Here is a 22,714-nt window from a genome sequence, read left to right on the forward strand (position 1 = left end):
AATCTGTCCTCATGCCCAGCCACCTAGGCTGGGCATTTGTTTTAGGTAGCAGGTATGTCTGAATTTCAGCGGGAGAACGGCATGGCACGTGTAGTTCAAAAATACGGCGGCATCGCGGTAACCACACCGGATCAGATCAAGAAAATCGCCCAGCGCGTCATTGACTCATACAATGACAACAATGACGTGGTTGTCGTCATCTCTGCCAGGGCGGGCGAAACCACCCGTTTGATCGAAATGGCTCATGAAATGTGCCCCGACCAGGAAGGGCGCGAATACGACCTGCTGATATCTGCCGGCGAACAGGTTTCGGTCGGCCTTCTGGCCCTCTGCATCTCGTGCATGGGATACAAGGTCAAGACCTATCTGGGATGGCAGGTGCCGATCATCACCGACTCCCTGCATGCCAGGGCCTCCATCAAGGAGATCGATCCGACCAATATCATCAAGGATCTCAAACTGGGGGCCATCGTTGTCGTCGCGGGCTTTCAGGGCATCGACAAGACCGGCAGCATCACGACGCTCGGGCGGGGCGGAGGAGACACGTCAGCCGTTGCCCTGGCCCACGCGCTCGGTGCCGAACAGTGCGAACTGTACTCGGATGTGGAGGGGGTTTTTTCCGCCGACCCTGCGGTCTGCAGCGATGCCCGCAAGATTGATACGATTTCATACGATGAGATGCTGGAACTTGCCAGCCAGGGTGCCCGCGGCGTCCAGATCCGCGCCATTGAATATGCGAAAAAACACAATGTTACCATTCATATCCGCTCAAGCAGCAGCACCGCCAGCGGCACACTGGTAACCAGAGAGGATACGACCATGGAAGGTGTTGTAGTAACCGGCATCGTGTATGACAAAAACGAGGCTAAAATAGCGGTACTCGGGATACCCGACACGCCGGGCACAGCGGCCAGGATACTGACGGCCCTGGCAGATGCAGACATATCCGTCGATATGATCGTCCAGAACGTCAGCCAGGCCGGACTGGCCGATCTCACCTTCTCGGTCTCAAAGAACGACCTTGACAAGGCCAATCTGATCACAACAAAAATTGCCAATGAACTCAATGCCCGCGAGGTGATTGCCGATAAAAACATCAGCAAGGTCTCTATAGTCGGACTCGGCATGCGGAACCATGCCGGTGTGGCGGCCCGCATGTTTACTGCCCTGGCCTATAACAACATCAACATTCAGATGATATCCACCTCTGAGATCAAGGTGTCGGTGGCAATTGACGAAAAATACACCGAACTGGCCGTCCGTGTTCTGCACGAGGCGTTCAAGATGCATGGCTGACCCTGATATCACACTCTACCCTGAGCCCGGTTAATTGCCGGGCTCTTTTTTGTACACTCCCCTTCCGGAACAGCAGGGTCATACCGTGCACATGACCTGCCGCACCAGGTACTCGCCCCCGATGATCAGGTACTCACCCTCACCTTTCATAATGCTGCCGGGCAGCAGATCGTTGTAGAAAACGATCTTGCAGAGCGGCACATGGGTTTTCCACACGGTTGACCCGAACTCCCAGGCCCGTTCTTCGTCCGATGTGAAGGAAACCAGGTTATTGAGCCGCACAATCTGCTCACGTTTGCTGACCTGTTCCAGCACGTCATGCTCACTGGCATCGTAGGTGCCGCGAAACAGCGCCAAAACCGGCGAATCGGGAAATTTCAATGACAGCTCGAACTGACAGTACTGATACAGCAGATCAAGCTGCGATTGGATGGCATTGGTACGGGCACTGCCTTTCATGACATCTACCGAGAAATCGAAATAGGCCTGGCTGTGGATCCCCGAAATCCGGTTCCGGTGATAGGTTGGCGTGATACCCATGCGGCTCTCTACCCAGCGTTTGAGTACCGCACCCTCTATTGAATTGGAATCCATCATCCAGCCCCGCAAAAAACGCAGGTAACTGTTCTTGATGCTTTTTTTTGCCATATCGGTCTGATCCTGCCAGTGATGCAGCTGAAATTTGACCGACATGAAGTCGTTGAATACCAGGGCGCGCTCTTCCTGACTCGCGATGCCTGCCAGCTTATTGAACAGGAAACGATTGGCTTCCTTGACCCCCTGAATCTCCAACGGTTGGGGGTTTTCGTTAAAATGACGTGAAGCGATGACCCAGGGTGGAAGATTGCAATAATTGAAAGAACCGCTGCCCATGGGTCATCACCTCCTTGTGAATGCATGCAGGGGCAGGATTTCTCCGCCCTATCGGGCAGGGAGACCCTACCCTACAGTATCTTTGCCAGCTCAACCAGTGTCTGCTTGATCGGTCCGCTGGCAACAAACGGCTCCACCCCCAGCTTCTCCAGTTCACCCTTGGGATGTTCACCCATCTGGGCCGTGACAACCGCCCGACATCCATCCAGCGCCTCGGCAATGCCTTTCAGCACATGCCCGCGCAGGGGATGTTCCGGATCAAAACTGCAATACCGTTCCACCTGCTTTTCATCAACCAGCCGGGCATCACCCTCATCCACCGAATAGATCAGAAAACGCTCGGCATGGCCGAAATGCTGGTTGATTTCCCGCCCGTCTTTTGTAGCTACCGCGATCAGCATACAACACCTCCTCTCGCAGGCCTCCGGGACTAGGGTAGTCCCGGAGACGTGACGCCTACGCTACGACCGGTTCGAAGGAGAAACATTTCTTCGAGCAGGTGCGTTCGCATGCCTGGCAGCCGATACAATTGCCGGGATTGGCTACCCGCATGTACATTTTGGCAGAATCGTCACCATCCAGTTCTTCAAAAGCCAGCACATCATGGGCGCAGACCTTGTAGCAGCGACCGCAGCCGATGCAGGTTTCTTCGTCGATAGATTTAACAAACTGGGGGGTCCATTCATGTTTGTCGCGAGTTAATCCGGTAATGTAAGCCATGTTCATAACCTCCAATTGTTTTAATGTTGAAGTATGAGTTATGAAGTATGAATTCAGCCACCTCACACTTCATCATTCATACTCATGATTGTTTTTGATCAGTCGTCCAGAAATGACGTCAAGGCGCCCTTGTTCATCGCTTTTCTCAGCCAGGGAGGCGGATTGCCGCGCAGCACCTCCTGAAAACGCTCGACCGTCTCCTTCAGGCTGACCTCGGCATTCGTCTTCATGGGATGAATCTTCTGGGCAACCAGCTTTGCCGCTGCAGGACCGCCAATCTGCATGGTGTAAACAATGGCACAATCAGACAACAACTGTGCCCGGGCTGCGATGCGATCCTCCTCGTCACTGCCGTGTTCTCCAACGCTGACCGCCTCCAGAAAAACAGCTTCATCCGGACCAACCTCCCAGATGTGGAAACTCTGGCACTGGCCAAAATGCTGATCGATGATCTCGCCGGTTGAAGTGGTAAATGCGATTTTCATACATACCCCCTGGTCTGACTGCTGTCTGAAACAAGAAAAAAGGCGCTATTCCCCTGTCAGGAAATGGCGCCATTGCCAGCATGCATATAAACCGGCCGCGTCGTGCAATAACACTTCAGCCGTACCTACGTATTAGCACAGGACGTGCCAATTGCTATCCAATTGGAATCATTGGCACAACACCATTACCGGGTGTCCAGCACCAGCATCAGCACAGTCACCAATGCCTAATAATTAACCACATGACCGACAGGCTGCTCTCCGAATGTCCAGAAACAACACCGTCAATGAAGGACCTGCGCAACGCGGGGATACATCAAAGGTTCAGCCACGCTTGAATTGCATCCAAACTACGTTAGAATTGACATATCTAGAATACGCTCCGCTACAGTTCTGCTTGTTGTAAAGCAACAGGGTACAGACCCGCACCAGGAAGGAGGACCGGATGCTGAACTACACCTCAATTATCATTCGTTGCACCATGCTGGCCCTGCTCATGTTCGGCGCCTCCGTGCCGGCTACCGCCGGGCAGGATAAAGTCTACACCATCGCCGTCATCCCCTCAGCACCGCCGGTAACCCTGCACCGGCTGTGGGCCCCTTTTGTGGAGCATCTCACCAAAGAGACAGGGCTTGAGTTTCAGCTCAAAATGTACGAAAAAATGGCTGAATTCGAGCGGGATATCTGGAGCGGCGCACCCGACTTCATCTTCTCATCGCCGATCCAGACCGTCGTGGCCCGCAATGCGAACGGCTACGTGCCCCTGGTGCGTGGCGGCAAGCAGATCGCAGTCGGACTCTTCGTGCGTACAGATTCTCCCTACAAAAGCATCAACGATCTGACCGGCAAAAGCATATCATTTGTCGGCAACAAGAACCTCTGCAGCGTTTTTATCCAGCACCTGCTGGGAACGCAAAAAGAAAAATTGTCCTTCACCAAGGAATATGCCGGATCAACCAGAAACGTGATCATTAACGTGCTGCTGGGCAAGAGTGCAGCCGGAGCGGTATTCATTCCCGAACTGGCGGCGGAGTCAGCGGATACCCGCAAGCAGCTGCGGGCACTCGCGGTGACGCCGGAAATTGCCCCGCATCCGTTCAGCGCTCACCCGCGCGTTCCCCGGACGGTGCAGGCGGCAGTCACCAAGGCAATGCTCGCCACTGCAGCGACCAGGGAGGGCGCCGAACTGCTCAAAACCATCAGGCTGGCGGCCCCGGTCACAGCTGATTATGATCGGGATTACCGGGCCCTGGAAGAGATCGACATCAAGGGTCTCACCAATTGGGGACAGTGACATGGCACTTCTGCCCCGCCGGCTGAATGCCCGCATCATCCTGCTCGTCTCGTGTATCCTGCTCGTCACCGGCGTGACCTCCGGCTGGATAACCGCCCGGCATCAGGCAACAAGTCTCCTGGCAGACATGCGCCAAAATTCATCGTTCATGATCAGGAATATTGCCGAAAGTTGCGCCCACGACCTGCTGGTACAGGACTATGCCGACCTGGAATCCTTCCTGCTCAAATCGACAGAGCTGCCCGAAATCCGCAGGCTTCAAGTAAGTGAACCGAACGGTGCCCTGATCTGGGACATCGAACGCGTCAGCAGCGGCAAGCCTCTTTCAAAAATCGGCATCGCCCGCATCACCACACCTGCTTCCCAATCAACGTCCATAGACACCGAACACGACCTGCTGGTCGTCTGGCAGCCTATTATCGCCGGCAGCATGCTCGGCTGGCTCAGGGCGGACATCAGCCTGTCTGCCATCCGGGAGGCTCAGACCGAAACATGGAAACACACCCTGATGCTGACCGCGGCCTGGGTTGCCTGCAGCTCGTTCCTGATTATCCTGTTGCTGCGACCGATCGTGCGCTCAATCAGCGTTCTCACCGCCTTTGCCACCCGGCTTGACGGGCACAAAGGCGCACAGATTGTTGTCAACGACCAGCCCCTCGAAATCGCTGAACTGGGAAACGCTCTGAACGAGGCTTCAGCACGGCTGTTATCGTCAGAGCGGCAGTTGTTCGACGAACGGGAGCTGCTACGGAAGAGCGAAGAAAATTACAAATGCCTGCTTGATACCGTTCAGGAGGGCATCTGGGTTATCAATTCGGAAGCGGTCACGACATTCGTCAACCCGCGCATGGCCGAAATCCTGGGATATTCCCACGATGAAATGATCGGAAAGCATCTTTACACCTTCATGGATGACCAGGGCAGACAGATCGCCGAATACAATATTGAACGCAGGAAACAAGGCATCAAGGAGCAGCACGATTTCGAGTTTATAAAAAAGGATGGCGAGCGGATCTATACGAGACTCGAAACCGGCCCGATAGTTGACACTAGCGGACAGTACATTGGTTCCATCGCAGCTGTTGCCGACATCACCGAACGAAGGCAGGCGGAGGAGCAGATCCGCAAACTTAACGAAGAGCTCGAACAGCGGGTCAGGCAACGCACAACAGAGCTTCAGGAAAAAATCGATGAACTGGCCCGGCTGAACAAAGTCTTTGTTGGCCGTGAGCTCAGGATGATCGAGCTGAAAGAGCGGATCCGGGAGCTGGAACAGCACCATCAGGCCGCAGGAGCGCGTGATAATAATTCGCACGTGTGCTGCCTGGACCCAATGGATAATTAACCTTCTTTACATCTGATTCGGATCTAGTGAGGGTCGCAATGGAGATCACCAAGGACAAAAGCATGTCAACACCAGCCAGCGAACTGCGCCGTCAGGCTGAAGATCAGTTGCGCGCGAATGCGGCAGAATTTCAACCACCCCCGGCAGATGAAACCATGCAGCGACTCGTCCACGAGCTTCAGGTCCACCAGATCGAGCTGGAGATGCAGAACGCCGAACTGCGCCAGACCAGAGACGATCTGGAAAAGGCCCTGGAAAACTACACCGGCCTCTACGATTTTGCCCCGGTCAGCTACTTCTCCCTCGACCGCAACGGGACCATCAGCGCCGCCAACCTCACCGGAGCCAGCCTCCTGGGGCTCGAGCGCTCCCGATTAATCGGCCAACGTTTCGCGCAGTTCATCACAGAAAATTATCGCCCTGATTTCAGCACATTCCTCGACAAGGTCTTCAGCGGCCATGTCAAGGAGACGTGCGAATTGACGCTCCTGAACCATGGGAATCTTACTCTTACGGTACTGATTGAAGCCGTGGCAACCACATCTGGACTGGAGTGCCGTCTCGCCCTGGTCGACATTTCAAGGCTCAAGCACGTGAGTGTGGAGCTGCAAAACACTCAGGTAAAGCTGGAGGTCAAAAATGCGGGCCTGGAACAACTCAATCGCCTCTTCGTCGGCCGTGAACTCAGGATGATGGAACTTAAGGAGCGCATCAGGGTGCTGGAAAGCAGGTCCGGAGAAAAAGGTGCTCACGATGACCGAGAATAGCAGGCTCGAACAACTCACTCATATCGGTGCCATCACCGTAATAGTTCTGGGGCTTTACCTCAGCAGCCTCTATAGCTATCTCCTCTTCCACAGCATCATCGAGATCACAACCATTGCCATCGGTTTCACCCTTTTCATCCTTACCTGGAATACCCGCAGATTCCTGTCAAACCACTTTCTCACCATCCTTGGCATCGGCTACGGCTTTATAGCTCTGATCGACCTGCTCCATACCCTCGCCTACAAAGGGATGAATGTATTCTCGGGCTTCGACGCAAACCTGCCCACTCAGCTCTGGATAACTGCGCGCTCCCTGCAGGCTGTCACCCTCTGCACCGCGCCGTTCTTCGCAGAACGCAGGGTGGAGAATCGGGCCGTTCTGGGAGGATATGCCGTCGCGGTCCCGGTACTTGTGGCGATGGTATTTTCCGGCAATTTTCCGGACTGCTACATCGAAGGGAAAGGGCTTACCACGTTCAAGATCTGGAGCGAATACGTCATAACCGCCACACTTATCACCTCCATATACCTCTTTTACAGGAAACGGAGATCAATCAACGACGGGGTTTTTTTTCTCACAGTCACTTCAATAGCCTTCACCGCCATCTCCGAACTGTCGTTTACCACGTACCTGAGTGTGTACGGTTTCGCCAACCTGGTGGGGCATTTCTCCAAGCTGGCGGCTTTTTACCTCATCTATCGTGCAATACTCGTAACCGGACTCCGGGAGCCGTTTAATCTCATTTTCAGAGACCTCAAACAGGCGGAAGAAAACCTTCTGAAAGCACATGAAACGCTGGAGGAAAAGATTAGGGAGCGAACCGCCGATTTGAGTGCCAGTGAAGTTCGCTACCGTTCGCTCATCCATAAGGTCCAGGCCGCCATCGTACTCCATGACAAACAGGGAAAAATCCTGAGTTGCAATCCTTTGGCCGAGGAACTGCTCGGCCTTTCCGCGCCCCATCTGCTCGGCAAGGCCTTGATCGATCCGGCCTGGCAGTTCCTGCGGGAAGACGGTTCCGTTATGCCGGTCTCCGAATACCCGGTAAGCCTGGTGCTCTCTACTGGAAAGCCACTCAGGGCCCTGGTGACCGGCATCAGCCGTCGGGACTATGACACAGTCACCTGGGTGCTGGTAAATGCTGAGCCGGAATTCGACGACTCAGGCGCAATCACACGGGTAATAGTCTCCTTTGTCGATATCACCGGGCACAAGCGGACAGAAACGGCGCTCTATCAGCTGAACCGGGAACTGCAGGCCATCAGCAGCTGCAGCCAGGCCCTGATACGGGCGCAGGACGAGCAGGCCCTGCTGAGTGAAATCTGCCATATTATCTGCGAAGAGGCCGGCTATCGCATGGCCTGGGTCGGATATGCGGAGGATGATGACGCCAGGACCGTCCGTCCGGTCGCCTGGGCCGGGGTCGAGGACGGCTATCTGGCAAACGCCGGCATCACCTGGGCCGACACGGAGCGTGGGCAGGGCCCCAGCGGAAGCGCTATCCGGAGCGGAAACAGTGCCTGGATACAGGATTTCAGCACCGACCCGCACGCCGCGCCCTGGCGCGACGCCGCCATGAAGCGCGGCTATCGCTCCAGCATCTCCCTGCCACTGAAGGATGAAAGCGCACACTCCTTCGGTGTTCTAAACATCTATTCCACGGAACCCAATGCATTCACACCCGCTGAAATAAGACTTTTGGAAGAACTGTCAGACGATCTGGGGTTCGGCATCATGGTCCTGCGCGCCCGCAGTGAACGTACCAAGACCGAGCTTCAACTTCGTGCCAGTGAGCAGGCCTTCCGCGCTGTCGTGGAGAACTCGCCTGACGTCATCGTACGCTACGACCGGGAGGGAAGGCGGGTGTACGTCAACCCCGAGTTCGAGCGGGTCAACCACCTCTCGGCCCGGGAGGTCATAGGCACGAAACCGGTCGAATTCGCGACCGAACTGGCGCCCATGGCGAACGTTTTCACGAAAAGGCTGATGGAGGCGATGGAGTCCGCTACGGTCACCCAGATCGATCTCGAATGGACCAAGGATGGAAAACCTAAATGCTGGTTCGTGAGGATTGTGCCCGAATTCGATCAGGACAATAACGTCATCAGCGCCCTCACCATCTGGAACGACATCAGCGAACGCAAGCAGGTCGAGGAGGAGATCCGTAAACTCAACGAAGAGCTGGAACAACGGGTACAACAGCGCACCGCAGAACTGGCGGCCAAGTATGCGGAACTGGAACGTGCCAACCGGCTTTTCGTCGGCCGGGAACTGCGCATGATCGAGCTGAAGGAGCGGATCAGGGAGCTGGAAGGGCAAGGAAGAGGCAACTGAGGGGAGCCCGAATCATGAGGCAAGAAACGCGGAATGACCTTCTAAAATCCGAATCAGCGTTTTTCGGTTTTGGCAAGCGGGGTGGACATCCATATATCGCCATCGCATTCGCGGCACTATTGCTTCTGACTGTAGCAGGGATCGGGCCCGTACGGGCGGCATCCGACACGCTTCCCCTCTCCCCGCAGGAGCGGCAATGGCTTGCACAGCATGATGGGACGATCCGGGTCGGCATCACCGTGATCCCCCCGCAGGTTCTGCGCGACAACAAGGAATTCACGGGACTTTCCATCGATTATATCCGCCTCATGGAGCGAAAACTCGGCTGTCGTTTCACGTTGGTTCCCTACACCACATGGAACGAGGTCATTCAGGCGGCAAAAGATCGACGGATCGACATGATTTTCGCTGCCCAACGCACCCCGGATCGCCTGGCATACCTGCTGTTCACCGAGCCGTACATCGAGCTCCCCAACATGATCGTGGTGCGCAAAGACCGGCAGGGGGGCTCCGGCCTGAAGGATATGAAGGGGTGGAGCGTTGCGGCCTCCGCAGGGAGCGCGGTGCATGAGTATCTGCGGAAGGAGCACAGCTATCTGGATCTCCGTCCCGTCCAGGATGAACTGAGCGGACTGATGAAGGTTTCGCTGGGCGAGGTCGACGCCATGGTGGTCGAGATTTCACGTGCTTCCTACTATATCGAAAAGGCGGGGATTCTGAATCTGCGGGTTGCCGGCAGTGCGGGACTTCTCTACCAACTCCGGTTCGCGGTCCGAAGCGACTGGCCGGTCCTGTGCGGAATTCTGGACAAGGGACTCTCCGCCATCACCGCCGAGGAGAAGAAGGACATCGGACGGCGCTGGATCATCGTCGGTGAAAAAAGCCTGTTCACCTCCCGTGCGTTCCGGCTTTCGCTCGCCGCCACGGCGGCAGGGGTCACACTGGCGATTGGGGGGATCACTGTCTGGAACCGGATCCTCAGGCGGACCGTCAGGCAGCGGACAGCGGAACTACAGCAGGAACTGGCCGAACGAAGGCTGGCGGAAGCAGCGCTCAGTCGAGAGAGATCCCTCCTGCGCTGCATCATCGACTCCGCCAGCGACCTCATCTTTATCAAAGACCGCACCGGCACGTACCTCGGCTGCAACAAGGCTTCCGAGGAGTTCGTCGGCCTTCCGGAAAGCGCACAGATCGGCAAGACCGACTTCGATTTCTTCGACCGGGAAATGGCGGAATCAATCCGGCAGAGCGACCGGCAGGTGACCGAAGGTGAGAAGCCACTGCGGACCGAGGAATGGGTGACCTACCCGGATGGGCGCAGAATCCTCCTGGACACCCTGAAGGTTCCATTTTACGGTCCTGACGGGGAGCTCAACGGCCTGGTAGGGATCAGTCGTGACATCACCGAGCGCAAACATGCCGAAGAGGAGCTTCGCCGACTCAACGGAGAGCTGGAGCAAAGGTCAGGGAACGTACCAAGGAACTGGAACGCAGGAATTATGAACTTGAACTGATGAACAAGTCATTCGTCGGTCGGGAGCTTCGAATGGTGGAGTTGAAAGAGCGAATCAAAAAACTTGAGGGAAAGTCCGGATAAAGACCGCAATGGGCCATTATCCAGCACAGATTAACAACGCACGCTCAAACTGTTTCACGGCTGGTTGATGTAGGAGATGTATGTATGTCCGACAAGATTCGACCCTATAGACTTCTGGTTGCAGCGTCCCTGATCGTGCCGCTGCTGCTGTTTGCCATCGTCATGTGGCAGGACTACCGGAGCCTGCAGATTGAAAACCAGCGTGTTGTAAAACGCACCGTGGACCTTTTTCAACAGCACGCCCTCAACGTGTTCGAGACCCACCATCTTGTCTGTGAGCGTGTCAACGAACGGTTGCGTGGTATGAGCTGGGACGAAATCGGACAATCCGCAGAACTTCGCGGCTATCTGAAGCAGATTTGTGACAAGTACCCCCAGATTCAGGCGATCTGGCTGGCCGATTCCGCCGGCATCGTCCGTAACTGCAGCCAACCGCTGCCCGCTTCACCGGTCACTGTTGCCGATCGTGACTACTTCCGTTCCCTGCGTGAATTTGACAGTGACCTGTTCATCGGCCACATCGTCAAGGGCAGGGTCATGAAGGGCCTGAATTTCAATATCGCCCATCGGCGCGAAAACAAGACCGGCACATTCGACGGGGTTGTTATCGTAACCGTCTTTCCTGAGTATTTCAGCAAGTTCTGGAATAATGCCGGAGAATTGGACATCGCCGCCGGCTTGCTGAGAAATGACGGGATGTTTCTCGCACGGGCGCCGCAGCTTGATCCGGAGCGTCTGAAACTCCCACCTACGTCAGACACCATGCGTGCAATCAGTGGTGGGGAACGGGGCTCTTACTACGGCACGTCATCTATTGATGGATCAAAACGCTACTATGCCTTTCGCAAGGTGGGCGGATACAACGCCTACATGGTGTACGGCGCAGGCACCAAGGCCGTACTCAAGGAGTGGCAACAGCATGTTCTCTACTATGGCGGTTTGTTCGGGTTCGCGACCCTGGCGCTCCTGTTGCTGTCACTGGTAACGCTGAAACGCGCCCGGCAGGAGCAGCAGGCGAAACAGTCCCTGAACCGGGCGTATGCTGAAATGGAATCACGTGTGCTGGAACGCACCGTCGAACTGAACAAGGTGAATACGGAATTAACCAACGAGATCTTCGAACGCAGATCGGCGGATGAGACCATCAGAAAGTCCGGCGCGTATAACCGCAGCCTGATCGAGGCCAGTCTCGACCCCCTGGTTACGATCGGGCAGGACGGCACCATCACCGACGTGAATGCCGCAACCGAGGCCGTAACCGGCTACCCCCGGGAGACACTTGTCGGGACGGATTTCTCGGATTATTTCACCGAGCCCGAGAAGGCCCAACGGGGTTATCGCCAGGTATTTCAGGAAGGTCTGGTGCGTGACTATCCGCTGGAGATCAAGCGCTGTGACGGGCAGGTGACCTCGGTGTTGTACAACGCCACCGTATATCGGGACGACGCCGGGGAGATCCTGGGAGTATTCGCCGCCGCGCGCGACATTTCCGAACGTAAAAAGGCGGAAGATGTCATCAGGAAAGCCGGGGCATATAACCGCAGCCTGATTGAGGCCAGCCTCGACCCCCTCGTGACAATCGGGCAGGACGGCACAATCACCGACGTGAATGCTGCCACGGAAGCCGTGACCGGCTATCCCCGTGAGACGCTCGTCGGAACGGATTTCTCGGATTATTTCACCGAGCCGGAGAAGGCAAGGACTGGGTATCGCCAGGTGTTTCGGGAAGGACTGGTGAGGGACTATCCGCTGGAGATCAGGCGCTGTGACGGGAAGGTAACCGCGGTATTGTACAACGCCACCGTGTATCGGGATGAGAACAGGGAGGTCCTGGGGGTCTTCGCTGCCGCGCGCGACATTACCGAACTCAAACGGACAGAAGAACTGTTGCGCAAACGGGAACAGGAATTCCGCTCACTGGCGGAAAATTCGCCCGACAACATCGCCCGTTACGACACCGATTGTCGCCTGCTCTACGTCAACCCCGCATTGAGACGCTCCGTGAACATAGATTTTGACGCGAGAATGGGCAAAACACCTTTGGAGACACCTCCCGGCGGGCGCGCGGAATTCGGCAGATATGAAAACATGCTCAGGGGCGTCATGGAAAACGGCGAACCGGGAGAAATCGAGATCGACATGCCGCATCCCGACGGCGAATACCACACCCATCAGGTCCTATTCGTGGCAGAGCGGGATGAACAGGGGATCGTAACCGGTGCCCTGACCATCGGCCGCGACATCACTGAACGAAAAAGACTGGAAGTAAAGATCAGCAAAATCAACGAAGAGCTCGAGCAGCGGGTACAGGAGCGAACCGCAGAACTGGAGGGGAAGAACGCCGAGCTGGCCCGGTTGAATCGGGTCTTTGTCGGCCGGGAGCTCAGGATGGTGGAGCTGAAGGAAAGGATCACAGAGTTGGAGAAGAAGATCAGCAGATAGTCATCTGTCTCCGACGGGAGGAAGCACATGAGCTGGTATGCAGATTTGCGGATTCGCAACAAACTGATCTCGGGCTATGCCCTGGTCGTCCTGCTCAGCGGCATGATCGGGTATTTCGGCATCAGCGGCTTGAAAGATCTCAAAGCGATGCTCGATAACACCCATGACGACGTGATCCGTTCGATCGTAGTCATTTCCGATGCCGACCATCATGCCCAGCAGCACAAGCGTTTACTCCTGCAGTATCTGCTTGCTGCCGACACCGGTTCCCGACAGGAGATTCTCGCCGGGATCAAACGGGAAGAAGGGCAGATCAAAGCGGCCCTGGCCGAACTGGGAAAAATGCCGATGGTGCCGAAGGAGCAGCAGATCTTCGCTGCCATCCGGCAGGCATGGGAGACCTACCTTGATGCCGCAGGGCGGGTGATGGCGGTTGCAGAGGGTAAACAGAGCGGCAATGTCGGGGAGATGGAGCGCTTGCAGCTTACCCCGACCTTCAAAGAACTGGAGGAACTCAACACGCAGCTGCGCAGCTACAATGTCGAAGAGGCGGACCTGCACTACGCCAGCGGCGGACGGACCTACAGGCAGCTGAGCCTCTGGATGATCGTACTGAGCATCTGCGTTGCCATTGCATCGTTCGTAATCGCCATTGTCATTACGCGCAGCGTGACCTCTCCGTTGGGCAGGGGACTGGAGGTAGCCCGGTCTCTGGCACAAAGCGGGGAGGAAAAGGCCCGTCTGACAGATGCGATCGCCAGCGGTGACCTGAATCAGAACATAACGGAATCAAAACCGATCGAAATAAATGTCTCCGGCCTGAGTAACGATGAATCGGGGGCCCTGCTCAGATCGCTTGTCAGGGTGAGCGAAACCCAGGGCCTGCTCGATCAGGCATTTGCACGGATGACCGCATCGCTGCGCAGGAGCCGTGACGACGAACAGGCCCGCGACTGGCTGAAAACCGGACTCAATGAATTAAACACGCTGATGCGGGGAGATCTGAGTACAGAGGAAATTGCGGACAAGGTGCTGACCTTTCTGGCTGCGTATTTGAAGGCCGGTACCGGCGCCTTTTACCTGTATGAAGACAAGGGGCAGACCCTTGTGCTCGCGGCAACCTTCGCCTTTTCCCGGCGCAAGAACCTGAGCTACCGCTTCCGTCTCGGAGAAGAACTGATCGGCCAGGCGGCCCTGGAGAAAAAACTGATCTGCCTTTCGAATATTCCCCCGGATTACCTCCAGATCGGCTCCGCCCTCGGCGAGTCGGCTCCTCACAACATTGTTGCCCTGCCGCTCGTCCATAACGGGCAGCTCGTGGCCGCAGTGGAACTCGGTACGTTCAAACCGTTCAGCGACCAGGAACTCGATTTTCTGACTCAGGCCACAGAGGGTATTGCCATCGGACTCGGGGTGTCATACTCCCGCCAGAGAATCAATGAACTTCTTGAACAGACCCAGCAGCAGGCCGAAGAACTCAGGGTGCAGCAGGAAGAGCTGCAGCAGACCAACGAAGAGCTGGAAGAGCGCGCCGAAATGCTTGATCAGCAGAAAAACCAGATCCAGACCAAGAACCGGGAGATCGAGTCAACGAGCGCTGAAGTACGCCTTAAAGCGCTGGACCTTGAAAAGGTCAGCGCCTACAAGTCGGAGTTTCTCGCCAACATGTCCCATGAACTCCGCACTCCCCTCAACAGCATGCTGATCCTCTCGACACTGCTCATGGAGAACAAGGAAGAGACACTCTCCAAAAAGCAGCTGGAATTTGCTGCAACGATACACAGCGCAGGGATGGATCTGCTGAATCTGATCAATGATATTCTGGACCTTTCAAAGGTCGAATCCGGGCGGCTTGAACTGATGTATGAAGATACAGAGGTAGCCGGTATCTGTGGAAATCTCGAAGACACATTCAGGCAGCAGGCGGAACAGAAAGGGATCGCATTCGACATCATTGTGGAGGAGAACGTACCGGAAACGATCCGGATTGATCAGCAGCGCATTGAACAGATTTTGAAAAACCTGCTCTCCAACGCCATAAAGTTCACCGAAAGCGGTTCTGTGGTCCTGACCATATCAGTTCCGTCGGGAGCGGCAAATCCGTTGTCGCTACCGGCGATAGCCTTTGGTATCAGAGACACCGGGATCGGGATCGAGAAGGAGAAACACGAGCTGATCTTTCAGGCCTTCCAGCAGGTTGACGGCAGCACAAGCCGCAAGTTCGGCGGCACCGGCCTGGGGCTCTCCATATCCTTGCAGCTTGCACGGCGGATGGGAGGAACCATTGCGCTTGAAAGCGAGCGAGGCCAGGGCAGCACCTTCACCCTCTATCTGCCCTGTAACGGAAGCTCCGGGGATGAACTGGCGACCGTGCCGACCGTGTTGAAGATCTCCGGGACTGACAGGCTTGCTGACCGGGGGTGCCCTGTTGCTCAGAATGCAGCGCCGCTTCCGGATGACAGGGAAAGGATGGTCAAGGGGGACAAGAGCATCTTGATTATTGAGGACGACCTCCATTTTGCCGCGGCCCTGATGGCCATGATCAGGGAAAGAGGGTTCGGTTGCCTTGTGGCAGCCGACGGCCCCAGCGGCATGTATCTTGCCGACCTTTACTCTCCCAGCGCGATCATACTCGACGTGATGTTGCCCGGCATGGACGGCTGGAACGTCATGCGGCGCCTCAAGGACAATCCCGCAACCCGCCATATCCCGGTACATTTCATTACCTGTCTGGATGAACGCCAGAAAGGGATGGCAATGGGTGCCGTGGGCTTTTTTACAAAACCGGTCACGCCAGCGCAGCTCGCTGAGGTATTCAGCACCATCGAAAAAAACGTTACCAGAGGCATGAGACGGCTGCTGCTGATAGAGGATAACAGGGTCGAGTCTGAAAGCATGACCATGCTCCTCCAGGATCGCAGCATTGAAGTCAGCGTCGCCGGCAGCGGTGGCGAGGCGATCGACATCCTCGGTCGGGAACAGATCGATTGCATTGTCCTTGATATCGGGTTGCCGGACATGTCGGGCTTTGATCTCCTGGAGCATATCCACCGGGATGAAAAGCTCCGCAGCATTCCGGTCATCATACATACCGGCCGCGACCTTTCCCATGAAGAAGAGCTGAAGCTGCAGCATTATGCCAGGAGCATCATCATCAAAGGGGCAAAAGGACCGGAACGTCTGCTGAATGAAGTCACGCTTTTTCTGCATATGGTGGAAAGCGAACTCCCCCGGGAAAAACAGCGCATGATCCGTGCCGCCCTTGACAACGAGTCCATGCTCGATGGCCGGAAGGTGCTGCTGGTGGATGACGATATGCGCAATATCTTTGCCATCCTGAGCGTCCTGAACGACAAGAACATGATCGTGGTCGAAGCGGAAAACGGCAAGGAGGCTTTGGCCAGATTAGAAGAGCATCCGGATGTCAATATTGTGCTCATGGACATTATGATGCCCGAAATGGACGGCTACGAGGCGATGAAGACCATCCGCCGAGACCCGCGCTTCAAGACACTTCCCATCATAGCCATGACCGCCAAGGCCATGGCGGGTGACCATGAAAAATGCATTCAGGCGGGAGCCAACGACTACATTTCGAAACCGATCGATATTGAAAAACTGCTTTCACTTCTCAGGGTCTGGCTGTACCGGCAGGCTTCCCCTCCCTTGACGGGAGGGGATTGAGGGGTGGGTGAGGCTGCCACGGAGTTATTTCATGGCCAATTACCCCACCCCCTACCCCCCTCCCGCAAGGGGAGGGGGAAAAGGAGCACCTGACATGACTGAAATTATCAACATACCGATCCTGCTGGGTGACGACCGGCCAGAGAACCTCTCTGCCCTGGAAAACCTGCTTGAAGATCAGGGTCTCGAAATATTCAAGGCAACATCCGGCAATGAAGCGCTGCGGCTCTCCCTGAAGCATGATTTCGCCATTGTGCTGATGGATGTACGCATGCCGGATATGGACGGTTTTGAGACCGCCGAACTGATGCGGTCCTACCCGAAAACCAGCCGACTGCCGATCATATTTGTCTCAGCAGTCATGAAAGACACCAAGCACCAGTTCAAGGGGTATGAGAGCGGGGCATTCGACTATCTGTTAAAACCGATTGATCCAACAATTCTCCGCAGCAAGACCAGGGTCTTTTGCGAACTGTATCTACAGCGACAACAGTTGGAACAGCACGAACAGCAGCTTGAAACCCTTGTCAACGAGCGCACCGTTGAACTGAATTCAACACTGGATCATCTGCGGGAGAGCGAGAGGCGTTTCCGCGATCTCCTGGCATCGGTCACCAGCTATATGTACACGGTTGTCGTTGATGATGGCCGGGCCGTCTCGACAACGCATGGCCCGGGATGTCTGGCCGTAACCGGTTTTTCTGCCGAGGAGTACGCTGCCGACCCTGACCTCTGGCATCGCATGATCCACCCGGAAGACCGGATGACAGTCCTTGAAGCTGCTCAACATGTCCTGATCGCGAAATCCAGCGTTACCTTTGAACACAGGATTCAGCACAAAGACGGTTCGATCCGCTGGGTGCAGACCACACTTGTTCCCCGTGTCGCCCCCGAAGGACAGCTTCTGTCATACGATGGCGTTATTACCGATATAACCGGTCGCAAGCAGGCCGAAGAGAAAATACTGCGGCTCAATGAAGAGCTGGAACAGAGGGTCAGGGAACGCACCAGGGAACTTGAACTAAGAAATCATGAGCTGGAAGAGATGAACAGGGCCTTTGTGGGAAGAGAACTACGAATGGTGGAATTGAAGGAGCGGATCGCGGAGCTGGAAAAGTAGCGAGTCATGGTTAAGTGCTGACACAAAGAGTAAAAGAGGTGCGAGATATGGCGGACCAGGCAGACAAAGGATTACTTGCCCTGACAAGGGCAATAGAAAAACTCCGTGTCCACGACCATCTGTGCCTTTTATATGAGACGCCGGAAGAGCAGTTTGCTGCCGTACTACCTTACATTCGGATCGGACTGGAGCGCGGTGAAAAGTGTCTGTATGCCGTTGACGACAATACGGCTGCCACCGTCTCCAGCGCCATGAAGACAGCCGGCATCGATGTGGAGAGCGCAGTCGCATCCCGGAGTCTGGTGATTGTCAGCAAGCAGGACTCATACCTCAAGCAGGGATACTTCGACCCGGACGGGATGATAAACTTTCTTACATGCGCCACGCACGAGGCTAACGCCGCGGGTTTTAGCGCGTTACGGATCACCGGCGAGATGACCTGGATGCTGGGAGGAGACCCTGGCACGGATCGCCTGATGGAATATGAGGCAAAACTGAACTACTTCTTCCCCGAGAACAACGCTCTCGCCATCTGCCAGTACAATCGCAACCGTTTTTCGCCCGAGATCATAAAGAACGTCATAGCCACACACCCGCTCGTAATCTGCGGGGGGATGGTCTGTACAAATTTCTATTACGTCCCGCCCGACGATTTTCTGGTGGAGGAACATGCAAAAAAAGAGGTCGAGAGGCTGCTGGCCAATATTGTCAACAGAGAGAAGCTGGAGAATGAGGTCCGCAGGTCTCAGGAGCGCCTCGAAGAGCTGGTGAGGGAACTCAGGGATCGCACCACGGAACTGGAACGAAGGAATCACGAGCTGGAACAGATGAACAAGGTCTTTGTGGGCCGAGAACTGAGGATGGCGGAGTTGAAGAAGAGGGTCAGGGAATTGGAGGGGGACAGATCATGAAAACACCAACGTTTTTAGGTGTGCTGTTACTGTGGATAGTGTGCATGCCGGTATCCACATTCACCGCCCGTGCGGCGGAAACCCCCGCAACGTCCGAACATGCTGCAGCGGTTTACACCTTCGGCGTCACACCGCAATTCGAGCAGCGAAAGCTCTATGCCATCTGGGACCCCATCGTTACCGAACTGAGCAGACGCACCGGGCTCAAGTTCAAACTGGTTACGACCCTCACCATCGAGAACTACGAAAAGGAGTTCGCCATGGGTGCCTTCGATTTTGTCTACATAAATCCCTATCACATCATGAAAGCCCGCAGCTACCTGCCGCTGGTTGCCGACAGCGTCCCGTTGCGCGGCATCCTCGTCGTCCGCAAGGATGCCCCTATCCAGCACCTTAAAGAGCTGGAGGGGAAAGAGGTCGCGTTTCCATCGCCCAATGCGATCGGCGCCTCGCTTCTGATGCGCGCCGACCTCGAACGGCTGCATCACGTGAAGGTGAAACCGCTCTATGTCAAGACCCACAGCTCCGTATACCTCCATGTCGTAAAGGGACTGACCACAGCCGGCGGTGGTGTCGAAAAGAGCCTGAGTGAGCAGGACCCGGCTATCCGTAATGCCCTCCGGGTCATCTACACGACACGCGACCTACCATCCCATCCGGTAGCCGCCCATGAGCGCGTCCGGCCCGCCGATCGTGAGAAGGTACGCCATGCCCTCCTGGCAATGGACGCGACCCCTGAAGGAAGAGCTCTCTTGGCAAAAATTCCGACAAAACGGTTCATGCCGGTTTCCCCGACTGATTACGAAAAGATGCGGGGATGGGGGCTCGATGCCTATTGGGTTGATCTCTGGAAAGAGGAGCCGGGCCGATGACGCTGCGCAGCAAGACATTTCTGCCCCTGGCATTTCTCAGTGCCCTGTTCCTCCTCTTCCTGTACGGTTACTGGTTCCCGCAGTCGCTACGCAACGTGGAGCGCGAAGAGCTACGGGCAACCACACGTCACCTGAACAGCGTTGCGGAAGGGCTGGTTCCGCTGCTGCTTGCGCACCAGCTTGACACCATCTACGAAAACCTCGATGCCCTGCTGGGCCAGAACAAGGAGTGGGTCGGCATCCGCCTGATCAATCCCGGCGGCGCTCTGCTCTACCCTCTTCAGGAACTGCCGGCGGCTCCGTCGGGGGAGCATGTGCGGGTCGTGGAACACCGGATACAATATCTCGGCAATGATCTGGGTAGGCTGATACTCAAAATCGACATCTCTGCAATAACGGCTGCCACAGAAAAAAGACATCTCCAGCTGGTGACAGCGTTGTTGATTGTCTTCTGCGGCTACCTTCTCAGCATCGGCATCATCGTCGAGCGCATCGTGAGAAGACCGGTCAATCTGCTTGCCCACGCCGCGGAGGAGATTGCGCAGGGAAACTTCGAGGCGCCTTTGGTCAAGACAGGTCACGATGAAGTAGGAATCCTTGTGGACAGCTTCGCCGGGATGAGGGATGCCATCCGGAATTATCAGGCGACCCTGCATGACCAGACGGTCGAGCTCGAAGAGGAGATGGCTGAACGTCAGATGGCGCAGGAAAATCTTCAGGAAAAGGCGCTGTTACTGGAAGAAGAGATTGAAAAGCGCCGGAATATTCAGGACGAACTGGAGCAACTGAACGAGAATCTGGAAGAACGGGTGATGTTGGCAGAGCTTTCCGCAGAAATAGGGTGCGACCTGACTGCATCGGAAAATCTCCAAAACATGTTGCAACAGTGCTCTGATTCTCTGGTGCGACACCTTGATGCGGCATTCGCCCGAATCTGGACCTTTAATGACGCCGAAAATTGCCTGGAACTGCAAGCCAGCGCCGGCATGTACACAAGGATTGATGGCAGCCACAGCCATGTGCCGGTTGGCAAATTCAAGATCGGGTTGATTGCCGCAGAGCGTAAGCCGCACATTACGAATGCCGTCCTGGGCGACCCGCTAGTCCATGATCAGGAATGGGCGAAGCAAGAGGGGATGGTGGCATTTGCCGGTCATCCTCTTGTCATTGGGGATAAACTCGTCGGCGTCATGGCGATGTTTTCCCGCAATCAGCTCAGCGACGTAACCCTTAAGGCGTTGGGATCCGTTTCCAATGAAATCGCCATCGGTATTGAACGCAAACGGAACGAGCAGGCGCTTGAGCAACTCAACGAAGAACTTGAACAGAGGGTCAAGCAGAGGACCGCCGATCTCGAACGCTTGAACAAAATCTTCATCGGCCGGGAGCTCAGGATGATCGAGCTGAAGGAGCGAATCAGGGAGTTGGAGAAAAGACCGGCCAAGGACCCATCCTCAGGAGGTCCCATATGAATCTGTTCAAAGCCAATAGTTTCACGGTATGGAAATTACGAATCCCGGCGGCCGTGACCACCCTGCTGGCCTGCCTGGCGCTGTGGCCTATGCCGGCCGCTGGCGCAGAGGAGACAACAATCCGTAAACCGGTCCTGTCCGGCATACCGGCACTACCCCAGGCAGCCAAATCAACGTCCGAGATCCGTGGAAAACGAAATCCCGCCAAAACGGCAAAACGCACATGGAGTTTGACCGAAGCGGCCAGACCGTATAGAGGAATGACCGTGACCGCATCATTTCTTCCCCGCCCCGGTTACGAGGCTGCGATCAAGCTGATTCCGGAATTCGAGAAACTGACCGGGATCAAGGTCAAATGGGAAAGCATCTACTATGAAAAGATGCGCGAAGCCCTGGTATTGGACTTTACCAGCGGCAAGCCGAGATTTGACGTTATCCTGATCGACATCGTCTGGATTGGAGAGTTTGCGTCCTCCGGCTGGATAACTCCCCTTTCCCAATTTTTCACTAAACCAGCCTTGACCGATCCGGACCTGGATCTGAAGGATTTCTTTCCGCTCCTGCTCGCATCGTTCGGCACCTGGGACAGTATCGTCTTCGGCCTTCCGTTCGACAACTATTCAGGTCTCCTGTTCTACAACAAATGCCTGTTGCGAAATGCCGGGTTCGACCGTCCCCCCAAAACATGGCTAGAGCTGAAGGACCGTTACGGTCCGGCGCTTACCAAAGATAATCGCTATGCGTTTGCCCTGCAGTCCCATCAGGGCGAAACCCAGTCCTGCGACTCTTTCATGCGCTTTGTCTGGCCTTTCGGAGGTTCGCTCCTGACCGATACATTCAAACCGAATCTCTCCTCCAGCGGATCCCTGGCAGGCCTGAAATTCCGCCAGCAGTTGCTGCGCTACATGCCTCCCGGGGTCGTCGACTGGGAACACGAACCGACCGTGCAGTCCCTGGCCGACGGGCGGGTGGCGATGATTACCGAGTGGAGCGGCTGGTACAAATGGCTGGCAGATCCCGAAACCTCCAAAATATCCGACTGCCTGGGAGTCGCCGTCGAGCCGGCCGGACCAGCCGGGCGGAAACCGGCTCTCGGCGGCTTCTCCCTGGGGATCAACGCCCAGAGCAGCCCCGAAAAGCAGGCTGCGGCCTGGCTCTTCATCCAATGGCTCACGTCAAAACAGAAGGCGCGCGATTACATCCTGGCGGGCGGTGTGCCCGGTCGGCGCAGCGCCTATAGAGACAAGGAACTGAAGAAGCGCTTTCCCTACTTCGATCCCCTCGTCATATCCTGGGAGAAGTACGGCAACCCCAACTACCGACCCCGTTTCCAGGAGTGGCCCGCGATCTCCCGCATTATCGCCAACACCGGCACGGACATGATGCGGGGTACTATCAGCGTGGACAAAGGCGCCCGAATGATCGACGACCAGGTGCAGTACATCCTGTACGAGTCGGGCTATTACGGAAACAAGGCAAAGTTGCAGTAACGAGGAGCCGC

General features: G+C 55.8%; 17 protein-coding genes. 13 read left to right on the forward strand and 4 right to left on the reverse strand.

Features of this window, described 5'->3' with window-relative positions; all coding sequences use genetic code 11:
• Positions 1-81 precede the first annotated feature (81 nt).
• On the forward strand, positions 82-1,296 hold the full coding sequence (locus ACOCF6_RS08860; RefSeq protein ID WP_482460021.1) for an aspartate kinase: 1,215 nt from the start codon (positions 82-84) through the stop codon (positions 1,294-1,296).
• A gap of 78 nt (positions 1,297-1,374) precedes the next feature.
• Here the strand turns inward: ACOCF6_RS08860 and ACOCF6_RS08865 are convergent, their stop codons facing one another.
• From ACOCF6_RS08865 to nifX, 4 genes are all read right to left on the reverse strand, one after another.
• On the reverse strand, positions 1,375-2,169 hold the full coding sequence (locus ACOCF6_RS08865) for an NAD(+)--dinitrogen-reductase ADP-D-ribosyltransferase (protein ID WP_482460022.1): 795 nt from the start codon (positions 2,167-2,169) through the stop codon (positions 1,375-1,377).
• A gap of 71 nt (positions 2,170-2,240) precedes the next feature.
• Positions 2,241-2,570, reverse strand: coding sequence for a NifB/NifX family molybdenum-iron cluster-binding protein (locus tag ACOCF6_RS08870; RefSeq protein ID WP_482460023.1), 330 nt, complete (start codon positions 2,568-2,570; stop codon positions 2,241-2,243).
• Between the two features lie 55 nt (positions 2,571-2,625).
• A complete protein-coding gene (gene fdxB, locus ACOCF6_RS08875) occupies positions 2,626-2,889 on the reverse strand; it encodes a ferredoxin III, nif-specific (RefSeq protein ID WP_482460024.1) in 264 nt (87 codons plus the stop codon).
• Between the two features lie 98 nt (positions 2,890-2,987).
• Complete coding sequence (gene nifX / locus ACOCF6_RS08880) at positions 2,988-3,374, reverse strand: nitrogen fixation protein NifX (RefSeq protein ID WP_482460025.1); 387 nt, start codon at positions 3,372-3,374, stop codon at positions 2,988-2,990.
• A gap of 445 nt (positions 3,375-3,819) precedes the next feature.
• Between nifX and ACOCF6_RS08885 the strand changes: the two genes are divergently transcribed.
• From ACOCF6_RS08885 to ACOCF6_RS08940, 12 genes are all read left to right on the forward strand, one after another.
• The gene (locus ACOCF6_RS08885) at positions 3,820-4,668 is read left to right on the forward strand and encodes a phosphate/phosphite/phosphonate ABC transporter substrate-binding protein (RefSeq protein WP_482460026.1); all 849 of its coding nucleotides are present in this window, start codon (positions 3,820-3,822) and stop codon (positions 4,666-4,668) included.
• A 1-nt stretch (position 4,669) separates the two neighbouring features.
• The gene (locus ACOCF6_RS08890; protein WP_482460027.1) at positions 4,670-6,013 is read left to right on the forward strand and encodes a PAS domain S-box protein; all 1,344 of its coding nucleotides are present in this window, start codon (positions 4,670-4,672) and stop codon (positions 6,011-6,013) included.
• 38 nt (positions 6,014-6,051) lie between these two features.
• The gene (locus ACOCF6_RS08895; RefSeq protein WP_482460028.1) at positions 6,052-6,780 is read left to right on the forward strand and encodes a PAS domain-containing protein; all 729 of its coding nucleotides are present in this window, start codon (positions 6,052-6,054) and stop codon (positions 6,778-6,780) included.
• Positions 6,767-9,115: an MASE3 domain-containing protein gene (locus ACOCF6_RS08900; RefSeq protein ID WP_482460029.1), complete on the forward strand. Its 2,349-nt coding sequence runs from the start codon at positions 6,767-6,769 to the stop codon at positions 9,113-9,115. Before ACOCF6_RS08895 ends, ACOCF6_RS08900 begins: the two co-directional genes overlap by 14 nt.
• A gap of 14 nt (positions 9,116-9,129) precedes the next feature.
• Entirely contained in the window at positions 9,130-10,629 is a 1,500-nt protein-coding gene (locus ACOCF6_RS08905; RefSeq protein WP_482460030.1) for a PAS domain-containing protein, read from the forward strand.
• A gap of 167 nt (positions 10,630-10,796) precedes the next feature.
• A complete protein-coding gene (locus ACOCF6_RS08910; protein ID WP_482460031.1) occupies positions 10,797-13,154 on the forward strand; it encodes a PAS domain S-box protein in 2,358 nt (785 codons plus the stop codon).
• Positions 13,155-13,181: 27 nt separating this feature from the next.
• Positions 13,182-16,838 (forward strand): response regulator, encoded by a 3,657-nt coding sequence (locus ACOCF6_RS08915; protein WP_482460032.1) that lies wholly within the window; start codon positions 13,182-13,184, stop codon positions 16,836-16,838.
• 94 nt (positions 16,839-16,932) lie between these two features.
• Complete coding sequence (locus ACOCF6_RS08920; protein ID WP_482460033.1) at positions 16,933-17,958, forward strand: response regulator; 1,026 nt, start codon at positions 16,933-16,935, stop codon at positions 17,956-17,958.
• Positions 17,959-18,005: 47 nt separating this feature from the next.
• Positions 18,006-18,869 carry an MEDS domain-containing protein gene (locus tag ACOCF6_RS08925; protein ID WP_482460034.1) on the forward strand — a complete coding sequence of 288 codons (864 nt, stop codon included), beginning with the start codon at positions 18,006-18,008 and terminating at the stop codon, positions 18,867-18,869.
• On the forward strand, positions 18,866-19,741 hold the full coding sequence (locus tag ACOCF6_RS08930) for a phosphate/phosphite/phosphonate ABC transporter substrate-binding protein (protein ID WP_482460035.1): 876 nt from the start codon (positions 18,866-18,868) through the stop codon (positions 19,739-19,741). Before ACOCF6_RS08925 ends, ACOCF6_RS08930 begins: the two co-directional genes overlap by 4 nt.
• Positions 19,738-21,213, forward strand: a complete 1,476-nt coding sequence (locus tag ACOCF6_RS08935) for a GAF domain-containing protein (protein ID WP_482460036.1) — start codon at positions 19,738-19,740, stop codon at positions 21,211-21,213. Before ACOCF6_RS08930 ends, ACOCF6_RS08935 begins: the two co-directional genes overlap by 4 nt.
• A complete protein-coding gene (locus tag ACOCF6_RS08940) occupies positions 21,210-22,703 on the forward strand; it encodes an ABC transporter substrate-binding protein (protein WP_482460037.1) in 1,494 nt (497 codons plus the stop codon). Before ACOCF6_RS08935 ends, ACOCF6_RS08940 begins: the two co-directional genes overlap by 4 nt.
• Positions 22,704-22,714: the final 11 nt, after the last annotated feature.

It is taken from the genome of Geobacter psychrophilus (assembly GCF_056821595.1).

Coding starts and splice junctions, on each gene's coding strand:
- ACOCF6_RS08860 (WP_482460021.1), top strand. CDS start 82: ATGGCACGTGTAGTTCAAAAATACGGCGGCATCGCGGTAACCACACCG.
- ACOCF6_RS08865 (WP_482460022.1), bottom strand. CDS start 2,169: ATGGGCAGCGGTTCTTTCAATTATTGCAATCTTCCACCCTGGGTCATC.
- ACOCF6_RS08870 (WP_482460023.1), bottom strand. CDS start 2,570: ATGCTGATCGCGGTAGCTACAAAAGACGGGCGGGAAATCAACCAGCAT.
- fdxB (WP_482460024.1), bottom strand. CDS start 2,889: ATGGCTTACATTACCGGATTAACTCGCGACAAACATGAATGGACCCCC.
- nifX (WP_482460025.1), bottom strand. CDS start 3,374: ATGAAAATCGCATTTACCACTTCAACCGGCGAGATCATCGATCAGCAT.
- ACOCF6_RS08885 (WP_482460026.1), top strand. CDS start 3,820: ATGCTGAACTACACCTCAATTATCATTCGTTGCACCATGCTGGCCCTG.
- ACOCF6_RS08890 (WP_482460027.1), top strand. CDS start 4,670: ATGGCACTTCTGCCCCGCCGGCTGAATGCCCGCATCATCCTGCTCGTC.
- ACOCF6_RS08895 (WP_482460028.1), top strand. CDS start 6,052: ATGGAGATCACCAAGGACAAAAGCATGTCAACACCAGCCAGCGAACTG.
- ACOCF6_RS08900 (WP_482460029.1), top strand. CDS start 6,767: ATGACCGAGAATAGCAGGCTCGAACAACTCACTCATATCGGTGCCATC.
- ACOCF6_RS08905 (WP_482460030.1), top strand. CDS start 9,130: ATGAGGCAAGAAACGCGGAATGACCTTCTAAAATCCGAATCAGCGTTT.
- ACOCF6_RS08910 (WP_482460031.1), top strand. CDS start 10,797: ATGTCCGACAAGATTCGACCCTATAGACTTCTGGTTGCAGCGTCCCTG.
- ACOCF6_RS08915 (WP_482460032.1), top strand. CDS start 13,182: ATGAGCTGGTATGCAGATTTGCGGATTCGCAACAAACTGATCTCGGGC.
- ACOCF6_RS08920 (WP_482460033.1), top strand. CDS start 16,933: ATGACTGAAATTATCAACATACCGATCCTGCTGGGTGACGACCGGCCA.
- ACOCF6_RS08925 (WP_482460034.1), top strand. CDS start 18,006: ATGGCGGACCAGGCAGACAAAGGATTACTTGCCCTGACAAGGGCAATA.
- ACOCF6_RS08930 (WP_482460035.1), top strand. CDS start 18,866: ATGAAAACACCAACGTTTTTAGGTGTGCTGTTACTGTGGATAGTGTGC.
- ACOCF6_RS08935 (WP_482460036.1), top strand. CDS start 19,738: ATGACGCTGCGCAGCAAGACATTTCTGCCCCTGGCATTTCTCAGTGCC.
- ACOCF6_RS08940 (WP_482460037.1), top strand. CDS start 21,210: ATGAATCTGTTCAAAGCCAATAGTTTCACGGTATGGAAATTACGAATC.